Genomic DNA, 19820 nt, shown 5'->3' with positions numbered 1-19820 from the left:
GGCACGAAAGGCACGGCGGGGCCCCTCCCATTTGCAGGAGCCGCTAAATGGAACTGAACAGACGCACGGTCATTGCAGGCGCGGCAGCCGCAGGCATCGCCGCGAGCACCCTCGGTACAGGTACGGCGCAGGCGGCATCCGGAGGCAGGAAGCCCGTGAAGGAACTCTTCGGCACGCTCGCCGACGGCAGCAAGGTCTACCGCTGGTCGCTGGAGAACGGCGGCACCCGGCTCAAGGTGCTGTCGTGGGGCGGAGTCGTCCAGTCCCTGGAGCTCCCGGACCGGCACGGCCGGTACGCCAACGTCTCCCTGGGCTTCGACAACATCGCCGACTACGTGGCGAAGACCCCGTACTTCGGCGCCCTGATCGGCCGCTACGGCAACCGCATCGCCAAGGGCCAGTTCACCCTGGACGGCAAGAGCTACCAGCTCTCCGTCAACGACGGGGTCAACAGCCTGCACGGCGGCACCCAGGGCTTCGACAAGCACATCTGGGACGTGGAGGGCTTCACCGCCGGCTCCGACGTCGGCCTGCACCTGTACTACACCAGCGTCGACGGCGAGATGGGCTACCCGGGCACCCTCAAGGTGAAGGTGACGTACACGCTCGACAAGCACGGCGACTGGCGCATCGACTACGAGGCCACCACCGACAAGGCCACGGTCGTCAACCTGACCAGCCACGTCTACTGGAACCTCGCCGGCGAGGGCAGCGGCACGATCGAGAACCACGAGCTCACGATCCCCGCCTCCCGCTACACGCCCACCGACTCGGGGCTGATCCCCACGGGCGAACTGGCCAAGGTCTCCGCCACCCCCTTCGACTTCCGCAAGACCAAGCCGATCGGCCGCGACATCCGGGCCGCCCACGTCCAGCAGGTGCAGGCCAAGGGATACGACCACAACTGGGCCCTCGACAAGGGCATCACCGCGAAGCCCGAGCACGCCGCGACGCTGCACGACCCGCACTCCGGCCGCACCCTGAAGATCGCCACCGACCAGCCGGGGCTGCAGTTCTACACCGGCAACTTCCTCGACGGCACCCTGACCGGCACCGGCGGCCACACCTACCGCCAGGGCGACGCACTCTGCCTGGAGACCCAGCACTTCCCGGACTCGCCGAACCACGCGAACTTCCCGTCGACAGTGCTGAGGCCGGGTCAGACGTACAAGACGTCGACGATCCACACGTTCAGCGCGTGACGCGAAGCTCGGGCCAGGGGTTCCCGAACTCACACTAATTTCACATCCGTTGAACAGCGCCACACTCGTCTCCGTATTCAAGGGCGGCCCGTGCTCCCCCGCGCGGGCCACCCAAGACGACGGGCCCGGTCGTCCCCGCCGGGCCCGCCTTCATACGGAGGTTCCATTGGCCGACTCCAACGTCACCTCGCTGTTCCGCAGTACGGCGGCGCACAGCCCGTCGATGGCAGCGCTGGCGCGTGAGAGCGACGGCACAGGCCCCGTGGACTTCTGTATCCCGTGCAACCCGTACTTCCCCACCCCCGCCATGTTCGACCAGATGGCGGCCCGGCTGCGCGAGATCATCACGTACTACCCGAGCAGCGCCGACACCATCACGGCCGAGCTCTGCAATCTGCTCCAACTCCCGCCGAGCTGCGTGGCGATGGGCAACGGTTCCACCGAACTGATCACCTGGATCGACCACTTGATGGTCCGCGAGTCACTCGCCATCCCCGTCCCCACCTTCGGCCGCTGGACCGACCAGCCCATGGAGACCGGCAAGCGGGTCGACATGTTCCCGCTCCAGGAGTCCAACGGTTTCGCCCTGGACCTCGCGCAGTACGCCGAGTTCATCCGCAAGCGCAACACCAAGGTCGCGGTCATCTGCAACCCGAACAACCCCGACGGCGGCTTCCTGCACAAGCAGGCACTCGTCCAGTTCATGGACGCGATGGCCGACCTGGACCTCATCGTCATCGACGAGTCGTTCCTGGAATTCGCCGACGCGGAGGTCGAACCCAGCGTCGTACATGAGGCGATGCTGCGCCCCAACGTGGTCGTGCTGCGCAGCCTCGGCAAGAACTTCGGCCTGCACGGCATACGGTTCGGCTACCTCGTCGCCAACCCCGCCCTCGCCGGGCGCGTCCGCTCGATGCTGCCCAAGTGGAACCTCAACGCCTTCGCCGAACACGTGGTGTTCATCCTCAAGGAGCACGGCGCGGAGTACGCGCAGAGCCTCCAGCAGGTGCGCCGCGACCGACTCGACATGGCGAGCCATCTCTCCGCGCTGCCCGGCCTGACGGTCTATCCGTCGCAGGGCAACTTCCTCTTCGTACGCCTCCCCGTGGGCGCCGAGGGGACCGTGGTCCGGGACCGGATGCTCACCGAGCACCGCATCCTGGTCCGCGAGTGCGGCAACAAGATCGGCTCGTCCAGCCGCTTCCTGCGCCTCGTGGTGCGCCCCCAGGTGGACGTGCGTCGCCTGGTGTCCGGCCTGGAACAGGTGCTCTACGGGACCAGGAGGGGAGCCGCCGTACCCGAGCTGAGCACAGGGACCAGCTACAGCTCGGGTACGGCGGCCGTGGACCGGCTCGTCGGCGCGACCAACGGCGCGGGCATGCAGATGCCTGCGGCGATCACGCAGATGCAGCCGCAGCCGCAGCCCGTACCCATGCAGGTGCCGGCGGCCGCGGCACCTCAGCCGCAGCTCGTGCCGCAGCCCCAACCCCAACCCCAGCCGCAGTACCAGCCGATGGTGGCCGCGGCGCAGGTTCCGCAGATGCCGATGCAGCCTGTTGCGCAGATGCCGGAGCAGTTGGCTCAGGTGTCGCAGCAGATGCCCGTCATGCAGCAGCCTCAGCAGCAGCCGTACGGTACGCCCGCGCCGGCTCCTCAAGGGCCGACGCCCACTGGAGTTCCTGCTCGTAATGGGCTTACGGCCGCGCAGGTGCGGGGGGCTACCAGTCCCAATGGGATGCAGAATCTTGCGCCGGCGCCTGCCACTGGGTGGCCCAATGCTCAGAGTTGGCCCAATGCTGCGGGGATGGGGCAGGCGGGCTAGGCGTTCGTTGCCGGGTGCGGGTGTGTGGGGGCTGGTCGCGCCCACGCGGCGGAGCCGCACAATGCGACAGCCCCGCGAAGGAGTCGTAGAACGGGCCCGCGTAGAGGCGTGCCAGTGGGTGGAGGCTGAACTCCGTGCCTGTGCACAGGGGTTGGCCGGTGGCGGTGAGGTGGGCCAGGGTGTCGGCGTCGGTGCCCGGGTGGTCGGCCAGGTGGTCGGCGATGCGCAGCTCGGCCATCGTGGCGACCACTTGGGTGGCCCAGGCTCCCGTCATGACGCCGAGGAGTGAGGCGGTCGGGTCGGGGAGGGGGTGTGGCGGCCGGGGAGGCGGAGTTCGAAGCGGTCCGGGTGCGGTGATAGAGGACGGTGACGTCACCACCGCGCGCACGATGGCGAGCGGGGTTTCGGCGAGGGTGGGGCCGTAGCGGCGGGCGAGGCGTTCGCGGACCACGACGCTCGGGGTGACGGAGCCGGGTTCGAAGCCCTGGCGGCGGAGTTCTTCGCAGTCGATGCCCTGGTCCAGGAGCAGGTTCCCCAGGACCAGCCCCGCCGGGCCCGCTCCAATTGGGCATATGTCAGTGGTCGTTGTCCAGGTGCAGCTTCAGCAGGTCCACGCCGTAGTCGCCGCCGTTGGGGGTGCGGATGATGGTGTGGATGTGCTCCTGGGACGGGGTGCCGCCGCCCATGCCCATGCCGCCGGGAGGGCCGCCGGCGTTGGAGCTCGGGCTCGCACTGGCGCTGGCGCTGGGGCTCGCGGAGGAGGCCTCGTGGTAGAAGAGCGGGGCCTGGGCGTCGTACTCGATGAGCACGACCGGGCTGTGGATGCGGTAGTAGAAGGCGGAGTCGTCCTTCGTCTCGCCCATCCAGTAGAAGTACGTGTCGTCCAGGTGCTTCTCCACCTCGGTCATCTTGACCTCGGCGTGCCCCTCGTTGATGTAACCGATGTATACCCCGGCCACGTCCAGCAGCTTCTTCCGCTGTGCGGTGGTGAGTTCGGAACCGCGCAGGCCCGCGTAGGCGAGCTTGAGGTTGTCCGAGCCGGCGCCGGCCTTCATGTCCTCGTTGCCGTTGTCCTGCGAGGAGACCGCCTTGGCGAGCTGCGCCTTGGTGAGGGAGCGGATCATCGCCAGGCCGGCCGTCGTCTCCGGCCGGAACAGGGTGATCTTCTCGCCCTTGTACGTGGCCGTGGTCGGCTCGGAGCCCATGAAGGTCGGTGTCATCACGACCTGGTCGCCGAGCACGAAGTAGTTGACGGCGACGTGGTGGCCCTCGTACTGGAAGCCCCACGGTTTGGTGGTCGACGGGGTACCCATGAAGGTGAAGAAGTAGTGGCCCTCGGTCAGGGTCTTCTGGTTGCCGCCGTTGGAGTCGCCGAGGAACTGGTTGAGCTTCATGATGTTGCGGGTCTGGGTGAGCCCTTCAGCGGAGAGCGCGACGCCGAGCAGGGCGTAGCCGAGGTCGCGCTTCTTCTCCGCGAGGTCGCCCATGCGGACGCCCTTGCGGGCGTAGCCGTCGACGTTGCTCCAGGCCGTCCACTCGTCGGCGTCGACGTCGAAGGTGCAGGACTTGCGCTCCTTCGCGGAGAGCCCGTCGAGGAACGCCTGCGCCGCCTTGACCAGTCCATCCGTGGACACACCGGTCGAGTGGATCGTGAACAGGTCGTCGACGACCATACCGTCGGCGGTGACGCCCTTGAGGTCCTTGTACTTCACCTGGGAGACCCCGGGGCCCATGCCGCCGCCCGCGCCACCGCCGGCTCCGGGCCCGCCCGAGGGCATACCGCTCGGGGCGCCGGACTGTGCGGCGGAGGACGAACTCGCCGTGGCCGACGAGTCGTTGGAGCATCCGGTCATGGTCGCCACGGCGGCGACACCTCCGGCGAGCAGCGCCTTGTTCATGAACCAGCGGCGACTGCGTGCGGATGCGGGGGTGTGGGGTCGGTGTCCATGCATGGGGATCAGAGTCCATGCCGAACCTGAAGTGTTCTTGTCCGGAACCTGTGAGGAGGAGGCTACTCGGGGGCGCCGGGCCTGGTAGGGAGCGACGGCGGCGCTCCCCGGCCGATCCGCTGGGCGAAGACCATCATGCCGAGGCCACCAAGAGCCACCACCGAGGTGACGACCGCCAGCACCATTTGGAGCTCCGGGTCGACATCCACCAGCGCGATTACCGCGTGATACAGGACGACGACGCCGAACAAGGTGTATCCGGCGCCCCAGAGCCGGGGCCTGAGCATCTTGCCGGCCAGCCAGGGAAACACCCAGGACGACGTGACGGCCGTGATGCCCACGGCGAGACTGAAGAAGGCGGCGGCAAAAAGCAGCACGTTCAGGGCTATGAGCACTGCCCAATCATCGCACCAGTAGGGCTACTTGGAAAAGGGATGACCAGCGCGGACGTCGACTTCCGCGCGGACGGTTTTCCCCAACGGCTCCCGGTCCAGCACCTCCCACCGGTCCGCCATCGCCTCCACCAACACGAGCCCACGCCCGAAATCGTCGAGCGTCTCGGGCTGCCGTACGGCACCGGGTCCGGGCGGACGCGGCCCGGTACGGGTGTCGGTGACCTCGATGCGGATACTCCCGGTGACGAGGGAGAGCCGCAGCTCGAAGTCCCGTCCCGGCACACGCCCGTGGGTCACGGCGTTCGCGGCGAGTTCGGCGACGATCACGGCGACGGCGTCGGAGGCGTCACTGCCGTGCGGGATGCCCCAGGCGTGGAGCTGGTTCAGGGCGAGGTGACGGGCGAGACGGGCACCGCGGGGAGTGGGGCTGAGGCGCTGACTGAACGTGTGTACGGTGACGGTTGGTTGGGTGGTCATGTGCCCAATGTGGCGTTAGGGGAGGCCACTTCACCAGCTTCCGGGCCCGTACGCTGCGCGAGCGTACGGGGTCACCCGCTGGACAGTACGCGCTACGTTCCGTGACCATGTGCGCGGGAGGTGGGTGACCATGGTCGAGGGCAGCGGCGAGCCGGAGGCGTCCGACAGCCTGCGGACGTTCGGGGCGATGTTGCAGGCGTTGCGGGAGCACTCGGGGTTGGGCCGGGAGGAGTTCGGGCGGCGGATCGGCTACTCCAAACACACCGTGGAGTCGGTGGAGTTGGGGAGGCGGATGCCGGACCAGGCTTTCGTCGAGCACTCCGCCCCGGTGTTGGGCAACACCGGGGCGGTTCGGCGGGCGGCGGAACATCTGGAACGGCGGCCGGGGTTGGCGTCCTGGTTCCGGCAGTGGGCGCTGAAGGAGAAGACGGCGATCACGCTGTACACGTACGAATGCCGGATGATTCCTGGGTTGTTGCAGACGGAGGCGTACGCGCGGACGCTGTTCCTCGAACAACTACCGCCGATGGACGACGCGCAGGTCGAAGCGCAGTGGGTAGAGCGGGCGAAGAGGCAGGAGTTGCTGAGGGGACGGCCGAACACGGCGTTCAACTTCATCCTGGAGGAGGGGTCGTTCCTGCGGCGCACCGGCGGGCTTGAGGTCACCCTGGGGCAGATCGACCACGTACTTGCGCTCTCCAGGCTGCGGAACATCGAGATCCAGGTCATGCCACAAGTACGGGAGAGCCACGCAGGGTTGGCCGGTCCCATGCAGTTGCTGGAGACCCCCAACAACACGTGGTTCGCCTACTGCGAGGGACAGCGAGCCGGTCTGCTGATCTCTGAGGCGAAGGAAGTAAGCGTGCTCCAGCAGCGTTATGCCAGGATGCGTTCACAGGCTCTCACCTCGGAGGAGTCCATGAGCCTGCTGGAACGGATACGAGGAGCGCTATGAGCACGTCCGAACTGGCCTGGTTCAAGAGCAGCTACAGCAGCAGCGGCGATGGCGACTGCGTCGAAGTCGCCCTCTCCTGGCACAAGTCGAGCTACAGCAGCAGCAGTTCGGGCGACTGCGTCGAGATCGCCACCTGCCCCTCCACCATCCACGTCCGCGACTCCAAGAACACCGAGGGCCCTCAACTCGCCCTCGCCCCCGCCACCTGGACGAAATTCATCATCACCCTGGGAGCGTGATGAGCACGCCCGAACTCGCCTGGTTCAAGAGCAGCTACAGCAGCGGTGGAGACGGCGACTGCGTCGAGATCGCCACCTGCCCCTCCACCATCCGCATCCGCGACTCCAAGGACAAGCAGGGCCCCCAACTCGCCCTCTCCCCCACCGCCTGGACCGAGTTCATCCGCACGCTCTGATCACCGGGTCACCCACAGCCCACCCGCCTCTCCGCCTTCAGGGCCGCTCGATGGCCTCCAGAGCCGCGTCAAGCCGGCGTCCCGCCTCCTCGGCCACGGGGCGCAGGGCTTCGAGTCCGGTGAAGGCGGTCATCGTGTCGGGATCCAGCGCCTGGACGACGGTCCCCTCACCGTCTCCGCGCACGACGACATTGCAGGGCAGAAGCAGCCCGATGGTGCGGTCGATCTCAAGAGCCCGGTGGGCCAGGGGCGGGTTGCAGGCGCCGAGGATCAGGTAGTCCTCCATGCCCTGACCGAGCTTCGCCTTGAGTGTGGCGGCGACGTCGATTTCGGTGAGGATCCCGAACCCCTGCTCGGCGAGAGCCTCACGCACCGCCGCCACAGTGGTGGCGAAGTCGGTCCTGACGTACACGGTGCGGTCGTAGCGCATGGCTCAGATCCCTTCAGAGCGCGGCGACGCCGATGTCCGACATCGCTTCTTCAATACCCCCACGGGTATACAGCCTACCAATTTAGATACCCCTGGGGGTACCCTCATCGGCATGCCATACCCCCGGGGGTATTAAATGCCAGGAGGAACCATGTCCACATCCGCCACCGCCGCAACCGGCAGGAGCACCGAGGAAGACCCCTCGCCGCCCGGCCGGGTCGGCCCGCTGGGTCGGCTCGGGGCCTGGACCGCCGGACACGTCAAGCACGTACTCGTCGGCTGGCTGGTGATCGTCGCCGTCCTCGGAGCGTTCGCCCCGCAGGTGACCTCCGTGCTCTCGGGTGCGGGCTGGCAGAGCAACGGCTCGGAGTCGGTGAAGGTCCGGGAGCTGGCCGAGAAGCACTTCGGCGGGGCCGGCTCCTCCGCGATCCAGGTGGTCGTGACGTCGAAGAGTCATCAGCTCGGCGATCCCTCGGTGCGGCGGGTCATCGCCGAAGTCACCGAGGAGATGAAGTCCGACGACCGGATCAGTGAGGTCGTGCCTCCTCAGCCCGGCACGAGCATCAGCCGTGACGGCAGGACCGGCCTTGTCCTGGGCGCAGCCGCGTCCGGCACCGACGACATGGTGCGTGCCGCGGAGCATCTCAAGGAGCCGCTGCGCAGACTGTCGACCGCCGACGTGACCGTACGGGCCACCGGATCCTCGGCGATGTGGAGCGACTTCAACACCGCCAACCTCAAGGCGATGATCCACGCGGAGATCCTGTCCTGGCCGGTGACCCTCGCCGTTCTGGTCGTGGCGTTCGGTTCGCTGATCGCCGCGGGACTGCCGTTGCTGCTCACCATGGCGGGCCTGGCCGCGTCGGTCGGCTCCCTCGTCCTCATCAGCCATGTCACGCCGATCTCCATCTGGGCCATGGACTTCGCCCTGATGTTCGCGCTCGCGCTCGGCATCGACTACGCGCTGTTCCTGGTGATTCGGTTCCGCGCCGCCCTGGGGCACAGCCGTGACCCACGGCGGGCCGTCGAGGAGACCATGGACACCGCGGGCAAGGCGGTCCTGCTGTCCGGGCTGACCGTGCTGGTCAGCCTGTCCGCGGTCATGCTGGTGCCCGCGCCCGCCGTGCGGACCATGGCGGTCGGCATCATGCTCTCCGTGCTCTTCGTCCTCGCCGCCACCCTCACGCTGCTGCCCGCGGTTCTCGCCAAGCTCGGGCCGAACGTCAACAGGTGGGCCCTGCCGCGCACCCGCGCCGACCGGACGCAGTCACCGCGTTTCGGTGCGTGGGGTGAGCGCCTGTGGCGGCAGCCTCTGCGTTTCGGAGCCCTCGCACTGGCCGTACTCATCGCCCTGGCCGTGCCGGTGTTCGGACTGAAGACGGCGATGCCGTCCATCAAGGTGGTCCCCGCCAACGACAGTTCACGTCAGGGCTACACCCTGGTGCAGGAGAGCTTCGGCAAGGGTGCGCCGGGCATGCTCCAGGTCGCCGTACCCGACACGTCGGTCACCGCCACACTCACGGCGCTCAAGTCGACCGACGGCATCGCGAGCGTCCTGCCGGCCCAGCGGGCGGCCGACGGATCCGGGTGGAACCTCATCCAGGCCATGCCGTCCGTCGACCCGTCCGACCCCTCACTGACGAGGACCGTCAGCACGGTGCGCACGGAACTCCCGGCCGACGCGCTGGTCGGCGGCGCGGCCGTGGAGAACCTCGACCTCAAGCAGGCCCTTGACGACAAGGCACCTCTGGTCATCGGAGTCATCCTGGTTCTCGGTTTCCTCCTGCTGCTGGTCGCGCTGCAGGCCCCATTGGTCGCCGCCGTCGGCGTACTGACGAACCTGCTCGCGACCGCCGCCGCCTTCGGCGTCGCCAGGCTGATCTTCCAGGACGGCCGTCTCTCGGGCCTGCTCGGCTTCGAACCACAGGGTTTCCTCGACGGATGGGGGCCGGTGTTCTTCTTCGCGATGATCTTCGCCATCGCCATGGACTACACGGTCTTCCTGCTCTCCTCGGCCAAGGAGCACCATGAGAGGACGGGCGACCCGAAGCAGGCGGTCGTCGGTGCGCTCGCCCACTCCGGCCGGGTCGTCTTCGCAGCCGCCGCGGTCATGGTCGCCGTGTTCTTCACCTTCGCCCTCGCCGATCCACTGCCGCCCAAGGAAATGGGCATCGTCCTCGGCGTCGCAGTCCTGCTCGACGCCTTCCTCATCCGGCTTCTCCTGCTCCCGGTCCTGCTCCGCCTGACCGGCCGGGCCGCCTGGTGGTCCCCGGCCTGGCTGCGCCGGGCGCTGCCCGCGATCCGCTTCTCGCACGACTGAGACCAGTCCTCGGCCGTCTCCTGTGTGATGGCCGGATTTGTTACATTACCCCTAGGGGTATCGGTGAGGAGTGATGGTGGATCTGGAACTCGCGGGTGCGGAGCTGAAATCCGTGCTGAACCGGCTGCGCAGGGCCCAGGGCCAGATCTCCGGGGTGATCCGGATGATCGAGGAAGGGCGAGACTGCGAGGATGTGGTGACACAACTGTCCGCGGCCTCCCGTGCGCTCGACCGGGCCGGGTTCGCCATCATCGCCACCGGTCTGCAGCAGTGCCTGACGGATGTCAACGGCGAGGCCACGTCCGACGAGAGCCGCGAACAGATGCGCGCCCGCCTGGAAAAGCTCTTCCTCTCGCTGGCTTGAGGTCGACGGCGAACACGTCGGCAAACCGGGCGAGGACAAGCAGGTCGCCGTGCTCGGCGATTTCGGCCAGGGAGAAGCCGAGGGCCTGTGCCGTACGGACGTATTCGAGCCAGGAGACCGCCTCGGGCGGGTAGTCGCGGTAGCCGTTCGGCCGGCGCTCGCTCGTGAGGATGCCCACCTGTTCGTAGAACCGGAAGGCGTCCCTGCTCAGGCCCACCCGTGTCGTGGCGGCCGGCTTCGCGACCCCGTGGACGTACGCACTGGTGCACGACGCACTGTCGACGCCGGGTGTGCTGCCCGAACTCGACCCCATACAGACTCTGTACGCGAATCTGATGGGATCCGTGGTGGTCGTCTGGGCCGTGCTGCGGATCGTCCGGCCGCTGGTTCTGCACGGTCTGCTCGACGGGGTGGCCCGTGTGCTGTTCACCGCCTGGCAGGGGTACGCCCTCGCGCAGGGCGCCCCTCGGTTCCTGTGGCTGTTCCTCGGCGTGGAGGCGGTGTTCGGCGTGCTCCAACTGGCGCCGTGGTGTCGGCGGGGAACGGAGTTGCGGGAGCCGCTGGTGCGATGATGCGGGCATGGCTCAGTCATCACAGGACTCCTCGGTCACCAAGGACGGCATGACCGCGGCACAGGCCGTCGACCGGATCGAGGCCGCGGCGCCACCGCGCCCGCACGACCGCCGGCTGCACGCGCGCGGCGCCGTCTACGACGCGCGCTTCGTGCCCAGCGGGCAGGTCTCGCAGTGGACGACCGCCGCCTGTCTCACCGCCGAGTCCGAGGCGGTCGTACGGTTCTCCAACGGGTCGGGCCGCTACGACGCCGACGACCGGGCGCGCGGCGTACGCGGGATGGCCGTGAAGTTCCTCGACGCCGGCAAGGGCGTCATGGATCTGGTGGCGGCCACCTTCCGGGTCTTTCCCAGTCACGATCCCGAGGGGTTCATCGACCTCGTCGAGGCGCTGGGCAAGGCCGGCACGGAGGGCGGGCTCGCCGACCGGGCCAAGGGGAAGCTGGCGGCGGCCGGGAAGTTCGCCACCGTGCTCGCCCAACACCCGGAGAGCCGGGGGGCGTTGAAGTCCTTCGCGGGTCAGCAGGCGCCCGCCAGTTTCGCCACCGCCCGCTACGACGGCCTGCACGCCTTCGTGTTGGTGGACGAGGCGGGTGAGCGCCGGCCGTTCCGCTACCGCCTCGTGCCCCAACTCGGTGAAGTGGAGCTGGATTCGGCGTACGGCGAGACGCTGGCCCCGGACTTCCTCATCGGCGACCTCGACTCCCGGCTCGCGGCCGGGCCCCTCTCCTTCACCCTGGTCTTCCAGTTCGCGGAGCCGGGCGACCCGACCCACGACCCCTCACAGGCCTGGCCCGAGCACCGGCCGCTGATCCCGGCCGGGCAGTTGCACATCACGGCCCGCTCGGCGCGGGAGGACCACTGGCAGCAGCAGGTGTTCGACCCCACCCGGCTCGCCCCCGGCGTGGACCTCTCCGACGACACCATGGTGACCTTCCGCCGCCACGCCTACTCCGTCTCGGCCGAACGCCGCCTGGCTCCCTGACGTGGGGTGAAGCGGGGCCGCGGCATCATCCGGTCCTGCCCCGCTTCCGCTTCCCGCGCCGGAGTTCGCGCCGCTGCTTGCCCGGCAGGGCACCGGCCAGTTCGCCTACCGACGCGAGGTCGTGGCAGTCGTCCCCGCGATGCCCCCGGCACCACCACACCACCCCCGGGCCCCAGCTCTCCCCGTACTCCCAGTCGGCCGTCGTCCCCTCGGGACGCGGATGCGTGCCGAGCTTGTGGAACGGGCACACCGGCCAGGCCTGCCAGAGCAGTTCGACCACGGTCTCCTGCGCAGCCTCCGCGACATGGACGAGAGGATCGGCGTGGGTATCCTCGGGTTCGGACAGACCGTTGCCCTGCGAGGTGCCGTCGGACAGCGCGACGTAGACATGCTCGCCAAGGTCCTCGTCCCCGCCCAGACCATCAGGACCAGCGGCTCCCGGTCGGGGAAGATCGCCGCGAAGTCGCGGTTGACCGTGTCCAGCGCGGCGCCCAGGCGCGGGAACTCGCCGGGTTCGGCACGGCGGGAGTCGAAGTCGTTCACCCTGCGATCCTCTCCCGAGCCATCGAGCCGGCAGGAGGCAGGTATCGGCAAAGACCATGTCCCCTGTCTTGCAAGGAACTTGACGAAGTGTCACTTTACCAACCCCACAGCTGACCAACAGAATCCTTACCTATGGTGCCGTGTCCATGACAGACACTTCTGGAGCAGGAACCAACCCGATCGGGCGCCGCACCGTACTGATCGCCACCGGCACCACGGCCGCCGTACTGGCCGTCGGCGCCGCCGCGCCCGAGGCCCCCACAACCACCACGACGGGCACAACTCCCGCCGCCGCGGCGGCAGTCTGCACCCTCACCAAGGAGATGACCGAAGGCCCCTACTACCTCGACGGCGCCCTCGTCCGCGCCGACGTCACCGAAGGCAAGGCCGGCATCCCGCTCAAGCTGGCCCTCACCGTCGTGAACGACAGCACCTGCGCCGTCATCCCCAACGCGCTCGTCGAGATCTGGCACTGCGACGCGCTCGGCGAGTACTCCGGCTACGTCGGCAACAACGGCCACAGCGAACCGGACGACGGCACCTTCCTGCGCGGCGGTGTCCTGACGAACACCGCCGGACTCGCCAACATCACCACGATCTACCCGGGTTGGTACCGGGGCCGCTGCGTGCACATCCACGTCAAGGTGCACACCGGCGTCACGCTCACCTCGAACGGCTCGTTCACCGGCGGCCAGGAACTCCACACGGGCCAGCTGTTCATCGACGAGACCATCACCACCGCCGTCGCCAAGATCTCGCCGTACTCGACCAACACGGTCACCCGCACCACCCTCGCGCAGGACTCGATCTACGACGACGGAGGCGCCGCGTCCGGCCTCATGACCCTTACCACGCTGGGCAGTTCGACCTCGTCCGGCTACACCGGCACGCTGACTCTCGGCGTCCAGCAGAGCTGAACCCAAGGGGGTGGCCCGCGGTGCGACACGGGCCACCCCCACATCACCTCAGGAGGCCGGGCACTCCTTCCACGCCATGTGGTACACCGTGCTGATGTCGCCGTCCGTCGAGTCCATGGTCATGAAGCTGACCGCGCTGGACGAGGAGGTGCCGGCGGCGACCCGCAGCTCCGTGTTGATGTTGAAGTTACGCTGAACTCCGCAGGGCGCCCAGACCAGTTGGGCCCAGTCGGTGCTGTCGGTCGCCTGCCAGTTGTCGTCGTAGGGGCCGTTGAACGGGTGGTTCTTGGACGCGGTGCTCGACGAGCCCTGGAAGTAGTACGAGGCCTTCTGCGCACCGCTCGCGCCGCGCTGGAGCGAGGCGAAGCCGCGGTAGTCCACGCTCGCGATGGCGTACGTGAAGCCCTGCGGGACATGGACGACCAGGTTGAGCTGGCAGTTCTTGCGGAACGCCGTGGGGTCGGAGTTGCCGCCGACCTGGGCGAGATACGCGCTGTAGGTCACCGTGAAGGCGGTGTTGTCCTCGGAGACGGCGACCGCCGTCGTGCCCTGCGGGCAGCCCGAGCCGTTCACGGTCGCGACGTTGATGACGATCTTGTCCGGCGGCGGGTCGTCGAAGACCGGCGACGACGAGTGCTGCGCGGACGGCAGCGCGGTGGCGAGCAGTGCGGCGACCGCACCACTCAGGAGGAGCCCACCAGGCATGGTTTCTCCTTGGGTTGGGGGGTGGCTGTGCCCCAGGTCCTTGAAGACCCAATCTTTGAAGAACCAATGAAGTTCCTGTGAAGACCGACGGGGCGCTCGCATCGTAGGAAGCCGCACCCGGAACGGTCAGGGCGAACTCAGGCCATTCACAGATGCGCCTTTCACACTCTCCCCACAGTGTGTGAACTCTGTGGAAATAAGCGGGCGTTGACCGATCCGTCCCCAGGCCCTTCACAGCCGCACATTAAGGAATTCTTCAGGTACGGCCCTAACTTCGCTGTCCATGACGGGAACACGAGAGCACCCCGAGCAACACCACGAACAACCCGCCCGGCACCGCCGGGACAAGGGAATGCAGCGCCGCCGGGTCCTGATCGGCGGCGGCACCGCGGCCCTGGCGGGAGGCCTGGTGGCGGCCGGCCTCGCCTCGGCCGACACGGTCACGAGCAGCGCGACAGCCACCGACGAGGCGACCACCACCATCTCCACGGACGCGTCGGCCTCCGCCTCCAGCGGTGTCTGCACCCTCACCGCCGAGGTCACCGAGGGTCCGTACTCGCTCGACGGCGCTCTCGTCCGCACGGACCTCAGAGAGGAGAAGGAAGGCGTCGAGGTCCAGTACACCTTCACCGTCGTCGACCAGGACAACGACTGCGCGCCGCTGGCCGACGCCCTCGTCGAGCTCTGGCACTGCGACGCGCTCGGCGAGTACTCCGGCTACGTCGGCAAGAACGGACACACGGAGGACGACGACGGCACCTTCCTGCGCGGCGGGCAACTGACCGACACCAACGGTCAGGTGAGCCTGATCTCCATCTGGCCGGGGCACTACGTCTCGCGCGCCGTCCACGTCCATATGCGGGTGCACACGGGCGTGACGATCGCCGACGGCACCTACACCGGCGGCACGCTCGTCCACACCGGCCAGCTGTTCTTCGACGCGGACCTCAACGAGATGGTGCAGGCCACCTCGCCGTACTCGGACAACACCACCGCCGAGACGGTCCTCGCCGACGACACGGTCTACGACGACGGAGGGGCCGCGTCCGGCCTGCTCACCCTGACCGCGCTCGGCACGAGCGTCTCCGACGGCTACACGGCCACCCTGACCGTGGGCGTCAGTACTAGTTGATCGGGAGGCAGTTGATCAGAACGCACTGATCGGCGAGCGCCGATCACACCCTGACGGGCTGCCGCCCTTCGGCGGACTCGGACTCGGTCCGCGCCTTCCTCGCCTCGTCCCGGCGATGGGCGCGGACCGAGTACGCCAGAGCGGCAGCCCACATCCCGTACAGCACGACGTAGACCGGTGTGCTCAGCGCGCCCGGCGCACCGATCCAGTCGCTGTGCAGCAGCGTACGGACGTTGGTCACGACGATGATCCCGCCGACCGCCGAGCCCAGCACCCGGGGCGGCACCAGCCGGACCAGCCAGGCGGCGACCGGCGCGGCGACCACCCCGCCGAGCAGGAAGGCGATCACCCAGGTCCACTTCAGCCCCTGGGACCCCAGCGAGAACAGGAAACCGAGGCTCGCCGCCACCGCGACCAGGAACTCGCTGGTGTCGACCGACCCGATCACCTTGCGCGGCTCCATCCGGCCACTGGCCAGCAGCGCGGGCGTACCGACCGGCCCCCAGCCGCCCCCGCCGGTGGCGTCCAGGAACCCGGCGACGAGGCCCAGCGGCGCCAGGAACCGCTTCCGCAGCGGCTTGCCCAGCTGCCCCTCCGGCAGCCCCTTGAAGGTGAACCGGGACATGACGTAGACACCCAGCCCGAGCAGGATCAGCGACATCACCGGCTCCGCGACCTCCGTCGAGAGCTGCGACAGCACGGTGGCCCCCAGGAACGACCCGACCGCGCCCGGTACGCCGATCCGCACGACGACCTTCCAGTCCACGTTCCCGAACCGCCAGTGCGAGGCCCCGGACATCAGGGTCGTACCGATCTCGGAGAGATGGACCGTGGCGGAGGCGGCGGCCGGATTGGTCCCCATGGCCAGCAGCAGCGTCGTCGAGGTGACCCCGTAGGCCATGCCGAGGCTGCCGTCCACGAGCTGGGCCCCCAGGCCCGCGAGAGCGAGCAGTATCAGCGTGCGCATGTGGTGCGTCCCGTCCGTTCCCGGCTTTCCCACCGATTGAGTAGGGATGAACGGGAGGTGACGCTAAAGGGTGAATCTGAGCGCGGCCTGAGACGACGGTGAACGGCCCGCCGCTACGGGTTCTCCCACGCCGCCGGTTCCGCCGCCAGCCGCCGTACCGGCTCCGGCAGCGCGTCCGCCGCGATGTCCGCGAGCGTGACGCCCTCCAGGATCTTGCGGACGTTGGCGCGCAGCGCGATCCACAGCGGGAGGAGGGGTTCGGCGGAGCCGGTGTAGGCGAGGCCGGTGGGGCGCTCGCCGCGCACCGACACGATCGGGCCGTCCACCGCGCGTATGACATCCGCGACGGTGATCGCGGTCGCGTCGCGCGCCAGCCGGTAGCCGCCGCCCCCGCCGCGCCGGCTGTCGACGATCCCGGCGCGCCGGAGATCGCCGAGAATGCCCTCCAGGAACTTGTGCGGGATGCCCTGGGTGGTGGCGATGGTCTCGGCCTTCAGCGGGCCGTCGTCACCCCGTACGGCGAGCTCCAGTACCGCCCGTACCGCGTAATCCGCCCGTGCCGAGATCCTCATGCGTCCATTGTGGGCCGTTCTGGCGTACAGAATGACCCCGCACGAAAGCCTCCTGGGATCACCACGGAAAATGGCTTCGCACGTGCCGCCGACGGACCGGACCCGAAAGGAGCTTCCAGTGGAGCTGAGCAGGCGTACCTTCAGCACCCTCGCGGGTACGGCCGCGCTCGGACTCGCGCTGGGCGGTGGCAGCGCCGGCTCCCCGGACGCGTACGCCGCGCACGTCGTACCGACCGGCCCGCCCCCCGCCCCGCCGGGCGCGGACGGGCTGCCGCACACGATCGGCTACGACCGCTACTCCCTGCTCGTCGACGGCAGACGCCTGGTCCTGTGGTCGGGCGAGATGCACCCGTTCCGGCTGCCGAGCCCGTCCCTGTGGCGGGACGTCCTGCAGAAGATGCGCGCCTTCGGCTACAACGCGGTCAGCATCTACGTCTCGTGGAACTACCACTCCCCCGCGCAGGGCCACTACGACTTCACGGGCGTCCGCGACCTCGACCTGTTCCTGCGCACGGCCGCCGAGACCGGCCTCTACGTCATCCTGCGCCCGGGCCCCTACATCAACGCGGAGATCGACGCGGGCGGCTTCCCCGGCTGGCTGACCGCCACCAAGGGCACCGCCAGGACGGCCGATCCGACGTATCTCTCGCACGTCGACGAGTGGCTGACCCAGGTCAACTCCATCGTCTCCAAGCACCTGTTCACCCAGGGCACGGGCACGGTGCTGCTCTACCAGATCGAGAACGAGTACGACGCCCAGACCACCCAGCCGACCGGCGCCGCCTACATGTCCCACCTGTACAAGAAGGTGCGCGCCGACGGCATCGACGTCCCCCTGTTCCACAACGACAAGGGCCGCAACGGCTATTGGACCCCCGGGTCCTTCGACACCGGCGGCGACACGGGCGGTTGGCTCTACGGCTTCGACGGCTATCCGACGCCGACGCAACCGCCGCCGGACTGGGGCCACTTCGGGATCGGCGGGGCCAAGGGCGGGGCGACCGCCAGCCCCAAGACCCCTGGTTTCGTACCGGAGTTCGGGGGCGGCTGGTTCGATCCGTGGGGCGGGTCCTGGTTCGACGGGAAGGGCTACGCGGAGTCGCGCCGGACGCGTGACGCGGCGTACGAGCGGCGCTTCTACCTCACCAACCTCGCCAACGGGCTCACCCTGCACAACGTCTACATGACCTTCGGCGGCACCTCGTGGGGCTGGCTGCCGGCGCCGGTCGTCTACACGTCGTACGACTACGGCGCCGCCCTCGACGAGGGCCGCAACCCGACCCCGAAGCTCGTCCCGATGCACCAACTGGGCCATCTGCTGCGGACGGTGCCCGACTTCGCCAAGCTGGACCGGGCGGCGGACGTCACGGTGGACGGGCTGAAGGCGTACCACCTCACCAACGCCGACACCGGCTCGCACGTCTACGTCCTGCGCAACGACACCGCGGCGGACGTGACTTCGACACTGTCGGCCCCGGACGACGACATCGAGGTCACCGTCCCGGCCCAGGACGCCCGCCTCCTCGTCGCCCGACTCGCCCTCGGCGGACGGAAGTTGAGGTACTCGACCGCCACCCCGATGATGGTCCTCACCGCCGGCCGGCAGGACATCGCCGTGTTCGCCGGCAAGCGCGGCGAGATGGCGCACGCCGTGGTCGAGTGCCCGGAGGAGCCGGTGGTGACCCGGCTCGACGCGCAGGCCGCCTGGGTCTGGGACCGCGGCATCCTGCATGTCACCGTCCCGCTCGGCATCGGCGGCCTGACCCGGATCCTGGTCCAGGGCGGCGGCGTCGACAACCCCCTCCTGCTGGTCTTCGCCGACGAGGCCGGCTCGGTACGCCTGTGGCCCTACGAGACCGGTTCGGGCACCGCGCTGGTCTACGGCCCGGCGCTGCTGCGCGAGGCCACCGTCAGCGGCACGACCGCCCACCTCACCGGCGACACCATCGGCGAGACCGGCCTGGAGGTGTGGGGGCCGCGCGGCATCACCGAGGTCACCTGGAACGGGCAGGCCGTGCCCGCGACCGTCACCAACGCATTCAGCCTGCGCTCGAACCCGGACGCGCTGCTGCCGGGAGTGCCCGCGGTACCGCTTCCCGCGCTCGACGGCTGGCGCCGGAAGGTGGAGAACCAGGAGGCCGCGGTCGCCTTCGACGACTCCAAGTGGACGCAGGCGAACCGGACTTCGTCGTTCAGTACGACGGCCGTCCCGTCGGGACAGCCCGTCCTCTTCGCGGACGACTACGGCTTCCACTACGGCGACGTCTGGTACCGGGGCCGGTTCACCACGGCCGCCGCCGACGCCCTGGAATCGGTGACCCTCGCCTACAGCTCCGGCACCCAGGGCCTGCTGATGGCCTGGCTCGACGGCGAACCGCTGGGCACCCACCGGATGCCGGTGCCGACCACCAGCAGTGTGCGGCAAGGGAGTTGGACCGCCAAGGCGACCCTCGCGGTTCCGGAGAAGCTGCGCACGGCCGGTCCGCACGTCCTGTCCGTCCTGGTCCGGCGGATGCAGCACGACCAGGACGGCAAGGCCCTCGACACCCACAAGGTCGCCCGCGGCCTCACCGCCGTGACCTTCAAGGGCGCCTCCCCGAAGGTGAGTTGGCGCCTCCAGGGCGAGGCGGCGCCCGATCCGGTGCGCGGCCCGCAGAACAACGGCGGCCTGTACGGCGAACGCGAGGGCTGGCATCTGCCGGACTTCCCGGACTCCGGCTGGGACGCCGTCACCCTCCCACGCGCGGACAAGCGCCAGGGCGTGGCCTGGTACCGGACCACCTTCAAGCTCGCCGTGGACACCGGCATCGACGCCTCGATCGGCCTAGTCCTCGACGACGACCCGACGCGCGCCTACCGCGTCCAGATCTTCCTGAACGGCTGGAACATGGGCCAGTACATCAACGACGTGGGCCCACAGCACACCTTCGCCCTGCCGAACGGGATCCTCCGCACACGTGGCACCAACACACTCGCGCTGGCGGTCCTGTCCGACGGCACCACACCGGCGGGCCCGAAGGACGTACGCCTGACGCTGCTGGGCAGCGCGGCCGGAGGAGTACCGGTGACACCGGTGGCCTCCCCCGGCCACTGACCAC

The 19820-nt window shown here is 68.9% G+C and carries 20 protein-coding genes and 1 pseudogene; 12 read left to right on the top strand and 9 right to left on the bottom strand.

Going from position 1 to position 19820, the window contains the following annotated elements:
* The first annotated feature begins 47 nt into the window (after nt 1-47).
* Nucleotides 48-1202 carry an aldose epimerase family protein gene (locus OH768_RS36095; RefSeq protein ID WP_406460127.1) on the top strand — a complete coding sequence of 385 codons (1155 nt, stop codon included), beginning with the start codon at nt 48-50 and terminating at the stop codon, nt 1200-1202.
* A 166-nt stretch (nt 1203-1368) separates the two neighbouring features.
* Nucleotides 1369-3024 carry a pyridoxal phosphate-dependent aminotransferase gene (locus tag OH768_RS36090; protein WP_406460126.1) on the top strand — a complete coding sequence of 552 codons (1656 nt, stop codon included), beginning with the start codon at nt 1369-1371 and terminating at the stop codon, nt 3022-3024.
* A gap of 575 nt (nt 3025-3599) precedes the next feature.
* On the opposite strand, the gene OH768_RS36085 is transcribed toward OH768_RS36090, so the two are convergent.
* From OH768_RS36085 to OH768_RS36075, 3 genes are read right to left on the bottom strand one after another with little or no spacing between them, the layout of a single operon-like run.
* Complete coding sequence (locus OH768_RS36085; protein ID WP_406460125.1) at nt 3600-4976, bottom strand: DUF3500 domain-containing protein; 1377 nt, start codon at nt 4974-4976, stop codon at nt 3600-3602.
* Nucleotides 4977-5035: 59 nt separating this feature from the next.
* On the bottom strand, nt 5036-5368 hold the full coding sequence (locus OH768_RS36080; protein ID WP_406460124.1) for a hypothetical protein: 333 nt from the start codon (nt 5366-5368) through the stop codon (nt 5036-5038).
* A 24-nt stretch (nt 5369-5392) separates the two neighbouring features.
* Nucleotides 5393-5845, bottom strand: a complete 453-nt coding sequence (locus OH768_RS36075) for an ATP-binding protein (RefSeq protein ID WP_406460123.1) — start codon at nt 5843-5845, stop codon at nt 5393-5395.
* 130 nt (nt 5846-5975) lie between these two features.
* Between OH768_RS36075 and OH768_RS36070 the strand changes: the two genes are divergently transcribed.
* The 3 genes from OH768_RS36070 to OH768_RS36060 are packed head-to-tail and all read left to right on the top strand — an operon-like array spanning nt 5976 to nt 7215.
* Nucleotides 5976-6800, top strand: a complete 825-nt coding sequence (locus tag OH768_RS36070; protein WP_406460122.1) for a helix-turn-helix domain-containing protein — start codon at nt 5976-5978, stop codon at nt 6798-6800.
* A complete protein-coding gene (locus OH768_RS36065) occupies nt 6797-7039 on the top strand; it encodes a DUF397 domain-containing protein (protein WP_406460121.1) in 243 nt (80 codons plus the stop codon). The genes OH768_RS36070 and OH768_RS36065 overlap by 4 nt, the downstream gene beginning before the upstream one ends.
* Nucleotides 7039-7215, top strand: coding sequence for a DUF397 domain-containing protein (locus tag OH768_RS36060; RefSeq protein ID WP_406465593.1), 177 nt, complete (start codon nt 7039-7041; stop codon nt 7213-7215). Before OH768_RS36065 ends, OH768_RS36060 begins: the two co-directional genes overlap by 1 nt.
* A 37-nt stretch (nt 7216-7252) precedes the next feature.
* Here OH768_RS36060 and OH768_RS36055 read toward each other — a convergent pair whose 3' ends face one another.
* Nucleotides 7253-7645, bottom strand: coding sequence for a DUF302 domain-containing protein (locus tag OH768_RS36055; RefSeq protein ID WP_406460120.1), 393 nt, complete (start codon nt 7643-7645; stop codon nt 7253-7255).
* 151 nt (nt 7646-7796) lie between these two features.
* Between OH768_RS36055 and OH768_RS36050 the strand changes: the two genes are divergently transcribed.
* Together OH768_RS36050 and OH768_RS36045 are read left to right on the top strand one after the other, a co-directional pair.
* Nucleotides 7797-9965, top strand: a complete 2169-nt coding sequence (locus OH768_RS36050; protein WP_406460119.1) for an MMPL family transporter — start codon at nt 7797-7799, stop codon at nt 9963-9965.
* Between the two features lie 76 nt (nt 9966-10041).
* Nucleotides 10042-10329 carry a metal-sensitive transcriptional regulator gene (locus OH768_RS36045; protein WP_359615506.1) on the top strand — a complete coding sequence of 96 codons (288 nt, stop codon included), beginning with the start codon at nt 10042-10044 and terminating at the stop codon, nt 10327-10329.
* A 37-nt stretch (nt 10330-10366) separates the two neighbouring features.
* Here OH768_RS36045 and OH768_RS36040 read toward each other — a convergent pair.
* Nucleotides 10367-10546, bottom strand: a pseudogene (locus OH768_RS36040) (MerR family transcriptional regulator); the annotation flags it as partial.
* Between OH768_RS36040 and OH768_RS36035 the strand changes: the two are divergent.
* A complete protein-coding gene (locus OH768_RS36035) occupies nt 10533-10901 on the top strand; it encodes a hypothetical protein (protein ID WP_406465591.1) in 369 nt (122 codons plus the stop codon). The pseudogene OH768_RS36040 and the gene OH768_RS36035 sit on opposite strands and share 14 nt — an antisense overlap.
* A gap of 7 nt (nt 10902-10908) precedes the next feature.
* Nucleotides 10909-11886, top strand: coding sequence for a catalase (locus tag OH768_RS36030; RefSeq protein ID WP_406460118.1), 978 nt, complete (start codon nt 10909-10911; stop codon nt 11884-11886).
* Between the two features lie 25 nt (nt 11887-11911).
* Here OH768_RS36030 and OH768_RS36025 read toward each other — a convergent pair whose 3' ends face one another.
* On the bottom strand, nt 11912-12166 hold the full coding sequence (locus OH768_RS36025; RefSeq protein WP_406460117.1) for a hypothetical protein: 255 nt from the start codon (nt 12164-12166) through the stop codon (nt 11912-11914).
* A gap of 409 nt (nt 12167-12575) precedes the next feature.
* Between OH768_RS36025 and OH768_RS36020 the strand changes: the two genes are divergently transcribed.
* Nucleotides 12576-13346, top strand: coding sequence for an intradiol ring-cleavage dioxygenase (locus OH768_RS36020; RefSeq protein ID WP_406460116.1), 771 nt, complete (start codon nt 12576-12578; stop codon nt 13344-13346).
* A 48-nt stretch (nt 13347-13394) separates the two neighbouring features.
* On the opposite strand, the gene OH768_RS36015 is transcribed toward OH768_RS36020, so the two are convergent.
* Complete coding sequence (locus OH768_RS36015) at nt 13395-14051, bottom strand: DUF4360 domain-containing protein (protein WP_406460115.1); 657 nt, start codon at nt 14049-14051, stop codon at nt 13395-13397.
* Between the two features lie 283 nt (nt 14052-14334).
* Between OH768_RS36015 and OH768_RS36010 the strand changes: the two genes are divergently transcribed.
* Entirely contained in the window at nt 14335-15183 is an 849-nt protein-coding gene (locus OH768_RS36010; RefSeq protein WP_406460114.1) for an intradiol ring-cleavage dioxygenase, read from the top strand.
* A gap of 43 nt (nt 15184-15226) precedes the next feature.
* On the opposite strand, the gene OH768_RS36005 is transcribed toward OH768_RS36010, so the two are convergent.
* Both OH768_RS36005 and OH768_RS36000 read right to left on the bottom strand, forming a co-directional pair.
* Nucleotides 15227-16150 carry a sulfite exporter TauE/SafE family protein gene (locus OH768_RS36005; protein WP_406460113.1) on the bottom strand — a complete coding sequence of 308 codons (924 nt, stop codon included), beginning with the start codon at nt 16148-16150 and terminating at the stop codon, nt 15227-15229.
* Nucleotides 16151-16263: 113 nt separating this feature from the next.
* Nucleotides 16264-16722 carry an Rrf2 family transcriptional regulator gene (locus OH768_RS36000; protein ID WP_359615435.1) on the bottom strand — a complete coding sequence of 153 codons (459 nt, stop codon included), beginning with the start codon at nt 16720-16722 and terminating at the stop codon, nt 16264-16266.
* Nucleotides 16723-16840: 118 nt separating this feature from the next.
* Here OH768_RS36000 and OH768_RS35995 point away from each other — a divergent pair, with 118 nt between their 5' ends.
* Complete coding sequence (locus OH768_RS35995) at nt 16841-19816, top strand: glycoside hydrolase family 35 protein (protein ID WP_406460112.1); 2976 nt, start codon at nt 16841-16843, stop codon at nt 19814-19816.
* Nucleotides 19817-19820 lie beyond the last annotated feature (4 nt).

The organism is Streptomyces sp. NBC_01622 (assembly GCF_045209635.1).
Lineage (GTDB): Bacteria > Actinomycetota > Actinomycetes > Streptomycetales > Streptomycetaceae > Streptomyces.
Note: the sequence above shows the minus strand (reverse complement) of the source record. Positions and strands in the feature narration are given on the sequence as shown.

Coding starts and splice junctions, on each gene's coding strand:
- OH768_RS36095 (WP_406460127.1), top strand. CDS start 48: ATGGAACTGAACAGACGCACGGTCATTGCAGGCGCGGCAGCCGCAGGC.
- OH768_RS36085 (WP_406460125.1), bottom strand. CDS start 4,976: ATGCATGGACACCGACCCCACACCCCCGCATCCGCACGCAGTCGCCGC.
- OH768_RS36075 (WP_406460123.1), bottom strand. CDS start 5,845: ATGACCACCCAACCAACCGTCACCGTACACACGTTCAGTCAGCGCCTC.
- OH768_RS36070 (WP_406460122.1), top strand. CDS start 5,976: ATGGTCGAGGGCAGCGGCGAGCCGGAGGCGTCCGACAGCCTGCGGACG.
- OH768_RS36065 (WP_406460121.1), top strand. CDS start 6,797: ATGAGCACGTCCGAACTGGCCTGGTTCAAGAGCAGCTACAGCAGCAGC.
- OH768_RS36060 (WP_406465593.1), top strand. CDS start 7,039: ATGAGCACGCCCGAACTCGCCTGGTTCAAGAGCAGCTACAGCAGCGGT.
- OH768_RS36055 (WP_406460120.1), bottom strand. CDS start 7,645: ATGCGCTACGACCGCACCGTGTACGTCAGGACCGACTTCGCCACCACT.
- OH768_RS36050 (WP_406460119.1), top strand. CDS start 7,797: ATGTCCACATCCGCCACCGCCGCAACCGGCAGGAGCACCGAGGAAGAC.
- OH768_RS36030 (WP_406460118.1), top strand. CDS start 10,909: ATGGCTCAGTCATCACAGGACTCCTCGGTCACCAAGGACGGCATGACC.
- OH768_RS36020 (WP_406460116.1), top strand. CDS start 12,576: ATGACAGACACTTCTGGAGCAGGAACCAACCCGATCGGGCGCCGCACC.
- OH768_RS36015 (WP_406460115.1), bottom strand. CDS start 14,051: ATGCCTGGTGGGCTCCTCCTGAGTGGTGCGGTCGCCGCACTGCTCGCC.
- OH768_RS36010 (WP_406460114.1), top strand. CDS start 14,335: ATGACGGGAACACGAGAGCACCCCGAGCAACACCACGAACAACCCGCC.
- OH768_RS36005 (WP_406460113.1), bottom strand. CDS start 16,150: ATGCGCACGCTGATACTGCTCGCTCTCGCGGGCCTGGGGGCCCAGCTC.
- OH768_RS36000 (WP_359615435.1), bottom strand. CDS start 16,722: ATGAGGATCTCGGCACGGGCGGATTACGCGGTACGGGCGGTACTGGAG.